This is a genomic window from Lysinibacillus sp. EB271-A1-10B, assembly GCF_058791335.1.
Window position 1 is genome coordinate 37,567 of record NZ_JBYTDL010000010.1, and the last position, 14,213, is coordinate 51,779.

Sequence of the window (14,213 nt, forward strand, 5' to 3'; positions counted from 1 at the left end):
AAAAACCTCCATTTTGATATTAATCAAAACGGAGGTAAACTCTTCTAATTATTTCGAAATTACTAAACGGTCTAATGGCCAAGTAAATAGTATTTTTATTAATATTTCGCGCACTAAAGATGAAGTTTCATATACAGAAGAACGAATATGACATTGAATAGTTTTATTATCAAAGTTAAACCAGAACCATCTTGCTGGATATTTAGTTTCTTGAACTCCGTAATATACTTCAATTTTTCTATTTTCATATGATATCTTCAATAATCTAAATCTCCATTTTTGACGAATTCCGATATTTCTCCCTACAGTTTTTGGTAAGTCTTGTTCAAGAGATTGCGGCGCTATTGAAATCCAACATCCATCTGTAAGATTTTCCTTCTGTCGATAAAGTAATTGGACTTCATTTATTTCTTTACCAATTCCAATCGAATCTAACTTATAATCTAATAATGTCTCGGAGAAAGAATTCATTCTTTCTGAAGTAAACCATTCTACTCTCGTTACTTCATCTTCCCCCCATTTCCCTCGATCATATCTAGCTGTATAACTTACAGTAGCAAAAAATTTTTTTGATAAATCACGGTTTATTTCCATTAAATTCGCAAGAAATTCTAGTAACTCTTCGTCAGTGGCATCACCTTCAAAAACGGATATCTCTATCGTTGTAAATCCTACAGAATAGCTTAAAGCCTTGTTATTTTTATAATCAATTCCAATAAAGCCTACTCTATTATTAATGATAAAAGGATTACCCTGTTTTACCAAATTTGTATCAGCATAAATAAAAGGGAAAGCCCAATCATAAAAAAATTGTTTTACTCGAATAAGTCCATTTTGAAGTTTTGCGTAGAAGTAAATAGAACTGCGATTGTCTTTTGTTTCCGGACGCAATGAAAAATTATAGATTTTTTGCAGTTGTTTCTCATTTGGTAGCAAAGGGCTGAAATTAATATGTTCCACTTGTTCATCTAACGGCATTCCATCATTCATAAAGCTAGAATTGATAAGCTTCAACTTTATGTCCATGTCGACCAATTGTAGTCTGTGCCTGTGATAGTGAATTTAAAATGGCTTCCTCTGTTGCTTCTGTAGCAGCTGCAAATAATTGATTCATAATAGGATGATCCTCACGTAGTTGTGTACGTGTTTCGACGAGCTGATCTGATAGATGAGCGATATGATGGGCTGTTGTAAAGCCAATAACTATATCTCCGCTACCATGTGAAAAATGACTGCCTGTACGCCCTAATCCGATACTACAGCGTTTAATGACACGTGTCAGTTGACGACTACTAAGCGGCGCATCCGTGGCAAGTACGATGATAATGGAACCATCTGTCGGAGATAATGTCGATTCACTTTGACCGTTCGAAGCAATATATCGATGTGCTTGAAACTCTGAGCTTTGCCCGAAATTACTAAGGACCATACATCCTACCGTATAGTTCGTTGACTCATGCGTCACAGTTCGGGAAGATGAGCCAATCCCACCTTTATAGCCAAAGCACATCATTCCTTTTCCTGCACCAACTGCCCCTTCCTTTGCTGTTTCATTTGATGCGTTGCGGATTGCTTCCACAGCATGCTCCGGTGTGATAGGACATTCTCGGATAGAGTTTAAATAGCTATCGTTACATTCCCCGACTACGATATTAATTGTTCCTGTTGAATGACCTATTTCACTATTCGAATCTAGCATAAATTGTAACGTTCCTTGTGTTACAGCTGGAACGCCAAATGTATTCGTTAGCATAATTGGTGATTCAATAACCCCTAGTTCATTCACTTGAACGAGCCCTGTCGTTTTCCCAAAACCATTTATCACATAGCTTGCAGCAGTAACCTTTTGCTGAAATAAATTGCCATTATGCGGTAAAATCGCTGTTACTCCTGTACAGGCATAAGCGCCGTCTTGATTCAACTTCTCATCGAGCGTTACATGACCTACATGCACGCCAGCTACATCGGTAATACAATTTTTCTCACCAGTGGGTATTGTTCCAATAACGATTCCCCTATCTCGTACTTTCATTTTACTCCCCCTTATGAATCGCCATATTTGCAGCAGCCATTGCATGAAGAATTGCTGTATCAAAAACTGGTACTTCCAGATCTTCCTGTTTAATAAGTAATCCAATCTCTGTACAGCCTAATATAATTCCTTGTGCTCCCGACTGCACAAGGTTTTCAATTACATGTAAATAATATTCCTTCGATGTTTGTTCAATTTGGCCCAAACATAATTCCTCATAGATGATACGATTGACCTCAGTACGCTCGTCAGCAAGTGGAACAATCACTTCAATACCAAATCCCTCTACTCTAGCTTTATAGAAATCTTGTTCCATCGTGTACTTTGTCCCAAGAAGGGCAACTTTCTGTAAACTAGCTTTTTCTATTTGATTTGCTGTCGCATCCGCTATATGTAAAATCGGTATTTGGATTTTTGCGGCAACGATATCTATAACTTTGTGCATTGTATTTGTACAAATGATAATAAAATCTGCCTCTGCACTCTCTAGAGATTGAGCTGCTTCTCCCAACACTTGCCCAGCCTTCTCCCAATCTCCCTTAGCTTGGTAATGCTCAATTTCTTGAAAATCTACACTATACAAAATACATTTGGCTGAATGTAAGCCTCCTAATTGTGTCTTTACCTCTTGATTTATAAGACGGTAATACTCAGCAGAAGACTCCCAGCTCATACCACCAATCATGCCAATAGTTTTCATACAAATTCCCCCTTTAATTTGTCTGATTACCCGAAACATCATGTTGATTTCCGCTCGACTAGCGCCTTTTTTGCGGCCTCAGTCTTCACTCTAATCGACTCGGTTTCAACAAATGCTATACCCTACTTTTGTTAATAAGGCTATGATTTTATTATTATACTAAAAAGCCACAATAAATAAGGGAATTTTCAAAAATTTTGCTGTTTGTATTCTCCTTCCTCCATTTCTACCGCTTTTCTTTTTAAGAGCGTAACTATCTAATTAATAGGATGGGGATAGAGGTAACAACAATATTAATACTAATAAAAAAGTAACTAGCATCTTTATACTCAAATCAATTATGCCTTACCACAGGACGTGGCGTTCTTAGACTGAGTTCCTCTATTTCAGCGTATGTTGTACACCTATTGAAAAGTAGATTAAATCCGTATTCTTCTCACCACCTATAGAGGTAGAGATCTCTACTGAAAGAAGTTAATAGAGAATATGAAAAGCCAATTAAACCATTCAAAATCAATAACACAATAAATGGAAACCCAGAAAACAAAAAAGTAATACTAATCAACATCTAGGGATATATATATCAAATATTGTAAAAATATTGCGTCGCACAAAAAAATTAATACAATTCTGTATTTTCAAAAAGTGGATATATTGCAAAAAAACAGTGTAGACTAAAGCGTATTGAGATTGGAGGAAAGCAAATGGAATGGTTATCGAATATTGTAGGTGATACTAATAATATTTTATGGACATATTGCATTATCACATTGTTAATAGCTGCTGGATTGTATTTTTCATTTGGCACAAAATTTGTCCAAATTCGACTTTTCCCTGAAATGTTTCGTTTAATAGTGGAGAAAAGAGAGGGAGATTCAGGTGTTTCTCCGTTCCAAGCCTTTACGATTAGCGCAGCCTCACGTGTAGGTACTGGGAATATTACAGGTGTTGCATTAGCCATCGGTGTAGGTGGACCTGGAGCAGTATTTTGGATGTGGATTATTGCCATCTTAGGAATGGCGACTGCCTTTATTGAAAGTACGCTTGCACAGGTGTACAAAGTAAAGGATGGCGATACGTTCCGCGGTGGACCAGCCTATTATATGGAAAAAGCGTTAGGCCAACGTAAATTAGGGGTTATTTTTGGTATTCTTTTAACGTTAAGCTTTGGCTTTATATTTAATGCGGTACAATCGAATACGATTGCAACTTCTGTAGGTGAGGCATTTAATATTAATCCTACTATCATTGGTATTATTCTAGTTGTGTTAACGGCCATGATTATTTTTGGTGGCGTACATAGAATCGTAAAAGTTACGCAAGTACTTGTACCCGTGATGGCAGTTTTCTATTTAGCTGTAGCTCTATTTGTTATTGTAACGAATCTGACTGAAATACCTGCCGTTTTCAAACTGATTTTCACAGAAGCGTTTGGTCTTCAGGAAGCTGCTGGTGGTGCGATTGGTGCTGCTATTATGCAAGGTGTACGCCGTGGCTTATTTTCTAATGAAGCCGGTATGGGTAGTGTCCCTAATGCCGCAGCTACAGCTAATACCTCACATCCTGCGAAGCAAGGGTTAGTGCAAAGTTTAGGTGTATTTTTTGATACAATTATGATTTGTTCTGCAACAGCATTTATCATTATTTTAGCGGGTCTATATAATACTGGTGAAAGTAATGGAATTATTCTTACACAAAATTCCTTAGCTGTACATGTAGGTGGATGGGCTCCTTACTTTATTGCAATTTCTATTATTTTCTTTGCCTTTAGTTCGATCGTTGGAAATTACTATTACGGTGAATCTAATATTGAGTTTATGAATGCTCATAAAGGTTGGATGTTTGTCTACCGTATTTTAGTTCTTGCTATGGTGATGTTTGGTTCTCTTGCGCAAGTAGAGCTTGTTTGGAACTTAGCAGACCTATTCATGGGACTAATGGCTATCATCAATATTACGATCATCTTGTTACTTGGTAAAATTGCCTTCCAAGTGTTAGACGACTTTACAATGCAACGCAATGCAGGCAAAAATCCTGTATTTTATGCAAAATCAATCCCAACATTGAAAAATACTGATTGCTGGGAAGAAGATCGATAATCTATACAAAAACGCCATTCCTCAAACGGAATGGCGTTTTTTGTTATGTTTAAATTAATATTTAAATTGACTAATTAGCTGCTTTAGCTCGTCTGCCATATGAGCAAGCGCTTGTGCAGAAGCATTAATTTCTTCCATCGAAGCTAATTGTTCCTCTGTAGACGCTGCAACATCCTCTGAGGCAGCTGCATTTCCTTTTGCTGAGAATGCCAAATCTTCCGTTACAGCAGTCACCTCTTGTACACCTGCTGACATTTGTTCAGAGGCAGAAGATACCTCTTCCATTTTAGGAGTAATTTTATCCATGCTCGTTTTAATCATTTGGAATTTAGTGATGGCTTCATCCGATACTTGTAGTCCATTTTGAACATCCTCCGTAACCTTTGCCATGATGTTTACGGATTGTTCTGTTTCTAATTGAATACCATTGATTAGGCCGAAAATTTGCTTTGCAGATTCCTGCGATTGCTCCGCAAGCTTTCTAACTTCATCAGCAACAACTGCAAAGCCTTTTCCGTGCTCTCCTGCTCTTGCTGCCTCAATAGCTGCATTGAGAGCAAGTAAGTTCGTTTGATCAGCAATGCTTGTAATCACATCTAAAATGGACGTAATTTGCTGAGAGCGTTCATGTAACGATTGAATTTTCGTGTTGGAATCGGTCACCGATACATGAATAGATTGCATTTGATCTTTTGTATTTCGGACTGCCTGTCCACCTTCGTCTGCCTGTAGCGTTGCATGCTGTGAAAGATCCGTCACAGTAGAAGAGATCTCCGCGATATGAAGAATGGCCTTAGAAAGTTCCTGTAACGATTCTGCATTCTTATTAGCACTCGTCGTTTGCGTGTCTGCGCTCGACGCAACATCTTGAATCGAAATGGCCACCTTTTCAGTCGCAGTGCTTGTTTGAGTGGCATTGGCTGTTAGCTCTTCTGCCGACGAAGCTACCTCTTCAGCATTTTGTTCAATTTTTTGGATAAGGGTTCTTAAACTGTCTTGCATATCGTTAAAGGCTTGTCCTAGCTGTCCAATCTCGTCATGAGAAGTGATTGTCACTTTCTCTGTTAAATCACCTTTACTAATAGTTACTGCACTATCCTTTAGTAATCCAATTGGTTTTATAATTGCCTTCATAACAAAAAAGAATACAATCGAACTGATTACAATCGCAGCAATTAGTACAAGAAACGTTTTTTCCAAAATGGGTGATGCTGATTCATCAATTTCCTTTGCAAAAATTGTCCCTGTGATTTTCCAATCTGTCAGTTCATTCGTTGTAAAGAACATAATACGGTCATCACCGTCAAAGACATAATCATACGTGCCAGATTTACTGTCATACATTTGATTAAGGAAGCTCTCATTTAATTCCTTACCTGCTTCTAATGTAGGATGTGAAATGACCAAGTTATTTTCACCAAAAATAGAGGGATATCCCTTTTTCCCTATTTTTATAGAGTTCGCAAGTTTTTGAATGTCTGTCAATTTTAAATCAATTGCCACTACCCCAGATTGATCTTTTAGCTGTTGAGCAACTGTTACGACCATTTCTCCAGTCCCTGCATCTATGTAAGGATTCGTAATTAAAGTTTCGCCTTTTAATGCCGTAGCCTCTTTATACCAATCCCTTTCCAAAGGATTATAATCAGCGCTATTCGATTTTGGTTCTACAAATACTTCTCCGTCATTTGTTCCAACATAAATGCTTAAAACATCTGGACTTAGCTTCATATATTCTTGAAAATTTGGTAGTATTTTAGTTTCCTTCTGTTCGTACTTAGAAGAATTTATTTCCTCGCTAAAGGTAGCGACTTCATTTATTTTTGTGCTAATAGCACTATCAATTAATGTATTCAAAATTTTAACACTTTCATCCGCACTAAAAAGTATTTCTTCTTTTATCGAATTTTTTGCTGAAAGATACGATAAGCTTCCTACAGAAATAACTGGTATTAGTAAGATAAGAGCAAATAATGTGTAGAGCTTACCCTTAAAGCTTCTAAATAATTTTTTCATGCAACAGTTCTCCTTTAGTCTTCAAAATTCTTGAGCTATGTATTTTTGTGTTTCTTTTACTACTCGATGGTTTAGGCTCGGAAAGAATGCCGCTTCCCTTCTTTTAACGATGAAATATCACCCAATGTTTTTATCGGACGAAATACTTAATTTCAAACCCCTTTTTTCATTTTTTTGATTTAGCCTTGGCATAATTGTTGCTGTCGCTTCGCTTTCGCACAGATAAAACCATGTTGCTGTCGCTTCGCTTTCGCACAGATAAAACTGTGTTGCTGTCGCACAAAACATAAAAGCGGGAAGAACAAAAAGAATATAAGCTTTCAGAAGAAAAAACAGGTGCCATCTATCGACAACGAAAAATCAATGTAGAACCTGTTTTTGGATTCTTAAAGACTAATTTTCGTTTCATTCGATTTTCTGTCCGTGTTTCTGTCCGTGGTTAATAAAAGGTTGAAAACGAATTAGGCTTTGTATTGATGCCATTAAATTTCCGGAAATACACTTCCATTATTATATAAGGTAAAGATTATAGAATGACTTGGTCCATCAATAAAAAAGAGAAATCGATGTTATTCGATTTCTCTTTTTCTTCTCTATCAATTAGTTAAGTCCCATTCTCGGTTATTAGTGTTGAAAAACAAAATACTTAAGGGAATCTTTGCGAATATTTTCTATAGCTACAAGACAATATCGCGAAAGCCGCTTTAGTTCGTTTTTATATGAATACTTTAAAGATTTATCGAAACAAAATCCTGTTTTATCGGAAAAACAACCTCTTACTATTAACTAAGGACTCAAGAAAGCGCCCATTCATTTTGCCGAAGAGCCATACTTTATTTAAAATGAAACCTTAAACTCATTGACACAATATTTTTTTAAAAATGCCATCCCTCAAAAGAGAAATGGCATTTTTTCGTATGTCTATTAATATTTAAATTGGCTAATGAGCTGTTTTAACTCGTCTGCCATATGAGCAAGCGCTTGTGCAGAAGCATTTATTTCTTCCATCGAAGCTAATTGTTCCTCTGTAGACGCTGCAACATCCTCTGAGGCAGCTGCATTTCCTTTTGCTGAGAATGCCAAATCTTCTGTTACAGCAGTCACCTCTTGTACACTTGCTGACATTTGTTCTGAGGCAGAAGATACCTCTTCCATTTTAGGAGTAATCGCATCCATACTTGACATAATCACTTGGAACTTCGTGATGGCTTCATCTGATACATGTAACCCATTTTGTACATCCTCAGTTACTTTTGCCATGATGTTTACGGATTGTTCTGTTTCTAACTGGATACCATGGATTAACTCGAAAATTTGTTGTGCAGATTTCTGTGATTGCTCCGCCAGCTTTCTTACTTCATCAGCAACAACTGCAAAGCCTTTTCCGTGCTCCCCTGCTCTTGCTGCCTCAATCGCAGCATTGAGAGCAAGTAAGTTCGTTTGGTCTGCAATGCTTGTAATTACATCTAATATGGACGTAATTTGCTGAGAGCGTTCATGTAACGATTGAATTTTCGTGTTGGAATCGGTCACCGATACATGAATAGATTGCATTTGATCTTTTGTATTTCGGACTGCCTGTCCACCTTCGTCTGCCTGTAGCGTTGCATGCTGTGAAAGATCCGTCACAGTAGAAGAGATTTCCGCGATATGAAGAATGGCCTTAGAAAGTTCCTGTAACGATTCTGCATTTTTATTGGCACTCTTCGTTTGCGTGTCTGCGCTCGACGCAACATCTTGAATTGAAATGGCCACCTTTTCTGTCGCTATGCTCGTTTGAGTGGCATTGGCAGTTAGCTCTTCTGCCGACGAAGCTACCTCTTCAGCATTTTGTTCGATTTTTTGAATAAGAGTTCTTAAACTGTCTTGCATATCGTTAAAGGCTTGTCCTAGCTGTCCAATCTCGTCATGAGAAGTGATTATCACTTTCTCTGTTAAATCACCTTTACTAATGGTTACTGCACTATCCTTTAGTAATCTAATCGGTTTGATAATTGCCTTCATAACAAAAAAGAATACAATCGAACTGATTACAATCGCAGCAATTAGTACAAGAAACGTTTTTTCCAAAATGGGTGATGCTGATTCGTCAATTTCCTTTGCAAAAATTGTTCCTGTAATTTTCCAGTTTGTCAGTTCATTCGTTGTAAAGAACATAATACGGTCATCACCGTCAAAGACATAATCATACGTGCCAGATTTACTGTCATACATTTTGTCGAGGAAGCTTTCGTTTAATTCGCTACCGGGTTCTATAGTTGGGTGTGAAATGACACTCTTGTTTTCATCAAAAATAGAAGAATATCCATTTTTTCCAATATTAATAGAGTCCGAAATTTTTTGAAGGTTTGTCAATTTTATATCAATTGCCACTACCCCAGATTGATCTTGTACCTGACGAGCAACTGTTACGACCATATCTCCAGTAGCTACATCTTTATAAGGATTCGTAATTAAAACTTCTCCCTTCAAAGCTGTAGCTTCTTTATACCAATCTCTTTCTAAAGGATTGTAATCAGAGCTATTCGATTTTGGTTCTACAAATAATGCGCCCTCATTTGTTCCAAGATAAATGCTCAGAACATCCGGATGTAGCTTTATGTATTGTTGAAATTTTGTTTGTACCGCTGCCCCCTGCTGTTCATACTTAGAAGAATCTATTTCGCTAAACACATTGATGTCATTTGTTTTTTCACTAATGGTTTTATCAATTAACGTATTTAAAATTTCTACACTTTCATCCGTACTAACAAGTATTTCTTTTTTTATCGAATTTTTTGCTGAAAGATACGATAAGCTACCTACAGAAATAACTGGTATTAGTAAGATAAGAGCAAATAATGTGTAGAGCTTACCTTTAAAGCTTCCAAATAATCGTTTCATGCAACAGCTCTCCTTTTGTCTTTCCTAGTTCTTAAAATGTATTTTGTCTCATTTCGTGGTTTCTTTTTAGATTCAAAGAATTCCCCAGCACACAACCTCCCCTTCTCATATCGAATAAATTTCCTTCTTTTATTTTTATCGGACGAAATACTTAATTTCAAAGACCTTATTTCATTTTTTTGATTTTCTCGACATAATTCGAGCTCTCCCCGCCACTATCCACTAAACATAGAACCCCTAAGAATCAACCTTTATGAGATTCATAGGGGTTCTTGTGTTAGTACTTAAATGTCTGAATGGATTCTTGCAAGTCAATCGCCATTTTTGCCAAATGTGTAGAGGCAGCCGCTACTTCTTCCATCGCCGCATTTTGTTCCTCAGAGGATGCTGCAACACTTTGAACATTGCTACTCGATTTCATGGATACTTCACTAATGTAGTCAATTTCTTTTACAAGTTTTTCAATATCTTGATGGATTATTCGAATAGCCTCTGTAACTGATTCGGTTTGAGCTTGCACATCATTAATGGCATCGTCAATTTGAATGAAATTATCTCTTGCCACATTTACTTTCTCACGACCAACCAATACTGAATCATTACTACTGATCATATCTTCCTCGATAATTCTTGTATCTTCAGTAATTTGCAAAACAACCTTTTCAATATCTACCGCTGCTAGATTCGATTCATCTGCTAGCTTCCGTACCTCTTCTGCCACTACAGCAAAGCCCTTACCATGCTCACCACTGCGCGCCGCTTCTATAGAGGCGTTAATCGCCAATAGATTTGTTTGGGTAGCAATATTTTTAATAACATTGACTGCTGAGACAATCGCTTCTGTATTTTCATCTAAGTCTTTAACACGTGTACTTAGCTCTTCTGTATTATTCGTAATGTCATTCATCTGTTCAATGACATTACGAACTGAGGAACGCCCTATGCTAGCCATATTTTTAGTTTCTACAGTTGCATTGTTAACATGATCAATATTCGTTGATATATCATCCATCTTTTTCAAAATGTGCGAGGATAAGTTTCGTACATCACCTGTTAATGTATCCTGTTCTTCAATACCATGTGCAATATCTTGAATCGATTCTGAGACAACTTCTGTTGCCTGTGTTACTTCCATACTACTCGCTGTGAGCTGCTCGGATGTTGCTGCTACCTGTTCAGCCGAATTACCAACTTGCTTCATCGTATGTTGAAGCTTTTCTGACATCGAATTAAATGAAGCTGCCAGTTGGGCAAACTCATCTTTTGTTTTAAATTGCAGGTGCGTTTGTAGATTGCCAGTTGAGAATTTGTCCATTTCTACTACTGTTTGCTGAATATTTTTTGCTACTCTTCGCCCAAAAACTGTCGCAATAATAATGCTTATAAGTAAGGAGACTATTGCTAGTACAGCAATCTCTTTGCCACTTCTGTCGCCTTTTTGCTTAGTAGCCTCTATACGCGCTTGCATTTCGTCCTGCTGAGCAGTTGCCATCGTTTTCCCAAACTCAACAAGCTTTAGAGAGCCTTTCCCTAAAACCGGTAATGCCAACTGCTGGGCTTGCTGTTTTTCACCACTTTGAAAAAGCGGTACAATTTGTTCATCTATAGGCTTTTCCCATGCTTCTAATTGCTTTAAAAACTGTTCAAAGTCCTTATTTTTATGTTCGAGTTCTTCAATACGCTGAATAGATTTATGTAATGTTTCTCGTATTTCCTGATGATTGTTGAGCATATCTTCTTTACCATATAACATATACCCTCGAATGGCAGCATTTGCACGAACTGTTTGAAAGGAAATATCATTATACAAATTCATTAGTTCCGTATTTTTTTCGATTTCCGCAAGTGTATGTTTATTATCATTTAAAAAGTATATGGCAATACTAGTAATTAGTAATAGAAATACTAAAACTATACCAAAAGCAAATTGCAGTTTTCGTTCTACCGTTGATTTCATACGACTCCCTCTATTCTACTAGTAACATTAATCCTCTTGAGTATAGCCTAATCATATCTTTCAGCCCATAAGAAGTGCGTCTTTTATCATAAATCAACACTAATTTTTTACAAAATTTAAACACATCTCCAAAGGTATTGACTTCTGTAAATTTATTATGGCTATTAAAAGGCGTAGTGCAAACATGGCGGTAGCAATTACACGATGTTGGTTACGAACTAGCTTTCACATTGTGGGTTCACGTCGTTGGTTGGAATAATTTCTAAAATTAAGGTAAACTACCAGCAACCAAAATAAAGGAGAATAGTAGAAAATGAGTAAACCAAATTTATTCGTTAGTTTAGTAGTAGGCTCTGAAACTGATATCGAATCGCTTGCAATACGCTCTGTTACTTGAGTCATTTGGTGCACGAGTGACTCTTCATTTAATTGGAAGACTCAATGATTTAATTGATGTTTTGTCAGGGGAAGATTTAGACGATCGAATAGATTATTTAATGTTAAATTTCCATGGGGATGAAGGACGTTTTTGCATGACAGAGCTAGGTGAGGATTTTTATGAGTTAAATGAACCGAGAGGTGAATATTTCGGTCCACAAGAGATCTTAAATTACTGTACATTAAAAGATGTGAAAGTTATTGCCTCTGGCTGTACTTTAGGTGAAAAGCAGCTAGCTACTGCATTCTTAAAAAGCGGTTGTCAATCCTATTTGGCCCCGGATGATTACATAGATGGTAGTACAATTTAATGTTTCTCATAAGATTTATGTATGAAATCATTGCTAATGAGCGCACACAGCAAGAAGCCTTTGAAATCGCAAAATCTATTGACGATGAGACTTCGATGTATCAGCTTTATTTTGCATAGTTAACAGCAAAAAATCGTAGCTATAAAATTGGCTACGATTTTTTATTTATTTAAATCATCCCTTAGGCTAACAAGTTTTTTGTCTGTCCCGGGGATGCAAAGGCAGAATAGCGTTGAATAGTTCGAGTGAAGCGGGGTGTTTAAATGGATCGCCCTTGTGTATTTCCTCAACAAGTCGGCCTTTATGCATCACTAGTATTCTATCTGATATAAAGCGTGTTACATTTAAATCATGAGAAATAAAAATATAAGATAACTTCAGTTGCTTTTGTAGTGATTGAAGTAGTTGCAATATATTTTTCTGCAATATCATATCAAGGCTACTGATAGCCTCATCTAACACAATTAATTTTGGGTTTATAGCAATTGCTCTCGCAATATTTACGCGTTGCTGTTGACCTCCACTAAGCTGTGAAGGATATTTATTTGCCATATTGCTTTCTAACTCGACACAGTTCAGTAGCTCCTCGACCTTACGTTGCCTTTCGCTTTTGGAAAAATTCTCGAAATTAAGAAGTGGTTCTTCTATTATCTCTGCAATAGTTTGCTTTGGATTAAAGGAGTTAAAGCTATTTTGAAAAACAGCTTGTAAATCTCTTCGAATCCCCTTCTTTTCTTTAGAGCTAGCTTGATATAGATTCACATTATTAAATCGTACAATCCCACTCGTTGGATTCTCTATGCCCAAAATGATCCGAGCTAAAGTACTTTTTCCTGAGCCACTTTGGCCGACTACTCCTAAGCATTCGCCTTCCTGAAGTGAAAATGTGACTTGTTGTAATACAGGTATTTCTAGGTTTTTTTGTATAAATGACTGTCTCTGATGATAGTACTTCTCTACATTCATCACCTCTAATAGAGCCATTTACTACCTCCTCTAAAAATCGATTCTCGATTGTAAAAGTTTCTTTGTATACCAATGCTGTGGCGCGTCAAAAAAATCAAAGACATTCGCCTGCTCGATAAGTTCTCCCTTATACATAACAGCAACTTCATCAGCAAGTTCAGCAATAACACCAAGATCATGTGTGACGATAATAATCGCTGCATCGGTGTCATTTCGAATTTGATTGAACAATGATAATATTTTCTTTTGATTGACTGTATCAAGAGCTGTTGTAGGCTCATCGGCTATATATAATTTAGGTTGCATCGCAAACGAAAGAGCAATCATTACACGTTGTAACATCCCTCCACTTAATTGGAAAGGATAATATTGCAAAAGTTTTTCCGGATTAGGTAAATTTACTTTATTCATAGAGGAAATAGCTATCTGTCTTATTTCTTTTTTATGTAAGACGTAATGTGCTTTTAATGTTTCCCTAAAATGCATTTCTATTGTTTGAATACTATCAAAAGCTGCCAAAGGATTTTGTGTAATCATCGACATGTGCCTTCCTCGGTAATCTCGCAATCTTTCTTTTGTTACAGATGTTAAATCAATATCTTGATATAAAATTTGACCCGTCGATTTTGCTTCAGCTGGAATAGATTGCATAATTGCTTGACATAACATCGACTTACCACTACCACTTTCACCGATAATACCTAATATGCGTCCTTTATTTGCAGTTAAATTAATAGAAGATAGGATTTCCTGTTCTCCTATTTGTACATTTAAATCTTTGACTTGTAATAAGATTTTTCTTTCCATAACT

9 protein-coding genes and 2 pseudogenes are annotated in these 14,213 nt (G+C 36.7%); 3 read left to right on the plus strand and 8 right to left on the minus strand.

Annotated elements, in window-relative coordinates; all coding sequences use genetic code 11:
- Positions 1 to 48 precede the first annotated feature (48 nt).
- The 3 genes from AC3WSK_RS14405 to AC3WSK_RS14415 are packed head-to-tail and all read right to left on the minus strand — an operon-like array spanning position 49 to position 2,732.
- On the minus strand, positions 49 to 1,014 hold the full coding sequence (locus AC3WSK_RS14405; RefSeq protein ID WP_079560145.1) for a hypothetical protein: 966 nt from the start codon (positions 1,012 to 1,014) through the stop codon (positions 49 to 51).
- The gene (locus AC3WSK_RS14410) at positions 995 to 2,032 is read right to left on the minus strand and encodes a DmpA family aminopeptidase (RefSeq protein ID WP_427484471.1); all 1,038 of its coding nucleotides are present in this window, start codon (positions 2,030 to 2,032) and stop codon (positions 995 to 997) included. Before AC3WSK_RS14410 ends, AC3WSK_RS14405 begins: the two co-directional genes overlap by 20 nt.
- A gap of 1 nt (position 2,033) precedes the next feature.
- Positions 2,034 to 2,732, minus strand: a complete 699-nt coding sequence (locus tag AC3WSK_RS14415) for an aspartate/glutamate racemase family protein (protein ID WP_492414156.1) — start codon at positions 2,730 to 2,732, stop codon at positions 2,034 to 2,036.
- A gap of 704 nt (positions 2,733 to 3,436) precedes the next feature.
- Between AC3WSK_RS14415 and AC3WSK_RS14420 the strand changes: the two genes are divergently transcribed.
- Complete coding sequence (locus AC3WSK_RS14420; RefSeq protein ID WP_492414157.1) at positions 3,437 to 4,831, plus strand: alanine/glycine:cation symporter family protein; 1,395 nt, start codon at positions 3,437 to 3,439, stop codon at positions 4,829 to 4,831.
- A gap of 54 nt (positions 4,832 to 4,885) precedes the next feature.
- Here AC3WSK_RS14420 and AC3WSK_RS14425 read toward each other — a convergent pair whose 3' ends face one another.
- A complete protein-coding gene (locus AC3WSK_RS14425; protein WP_079560141.1) occupies positions 4,886 to 6,847 on the minus strand; it encodes a methyl-accepting chemotaxis protein in 1,962 nt (653 codons plus the stop codon).
- A gap of 302 nt (positions 6,848 to 7,149) precedes the next feature.
- On the opposite strand from AC3WSK_RS14425, the pseudogene AC3WSK_RS14430 reads away from it, so the two are divergent.
- Positions 7,150 to 7,344, plus strand: a pseudogene (locus tag AC3WSK_RS14430) (transposase); the annotation flags it as partial.
- Between the two features lie 427 nt (positions 7,345 to 7,771).
- Here the strand turns inward: AC3WSK_RS14430 and AC3WSK_RS14435 are convergent.
- Positions 7,772 to 9,730, minus strand: a complete 1,959-nt coding sequence (locus AC3WSK_RS14435; RefSeq protein ID WP_492414158.1) for a methyl-accepting chemotaxis protein — start codon at positions 9,728 to 9,730, stop codon at positions 7,772 to 7,774.
- A 277-nt stretch (positions 9,731 to 10,007) separates the two neighbouring features.
- Positions 10,008 to 11,687 (minus strand): methyl-accepting chemotaxis protein, encoded by a 1,680-nt coding sequence (locus AC3WSK_RS14440; protein ID WP_427484467.1) that lies wholly within the window; start codon positions 11,685 to 11,687, stop codon positions 10,008 to 10,010.
- 313 nt (positions 11,688 to 12,000) lie between these two features.
- On the opposite strand from AC3WSK_RS14440, the pseudogene AC3WSK_RS14445 reads away from it, so the two are divergent.
- Positions 12,001 to 12,555, plus strand: a pseudogene (locus AC3WSK_RS14445) (delta-aminolevulinic acid dehydratase).
- 67 nt (positions 12,556 to 12,622) lie between these two features.
- Here the strand turns inward: AC3WSK_RS14445 and AC3WSK_RS14450 are convergent.
- A complete protein-coding gene (locus AC3WSK_RS14450; RefSeq protein WP_079560138.1) occupies positions 12,623 to 13,420 on the minus strand; it encodes an ABC transporter ATP-binding protein in 798 nt (265 codons plus the stop codon).
- Positions 13,421 to 13,432: 12 nt separating this feature from the next.
- Positions 13,433 to 14,209: an ABC transporter ATP-binding protein gene (locus AC3WSK_RS14455; RefSeq protein WP_079560137.1), complete on the minus strand. Its 777-nt coding sequence runs from the start codon at positions 14,207 to 14,209 to the stop codon at positions 13,433 to 13,435.
- Between the last annotated feature and the right edge of the window lie 4 nt (positions 14,210 to 14,213).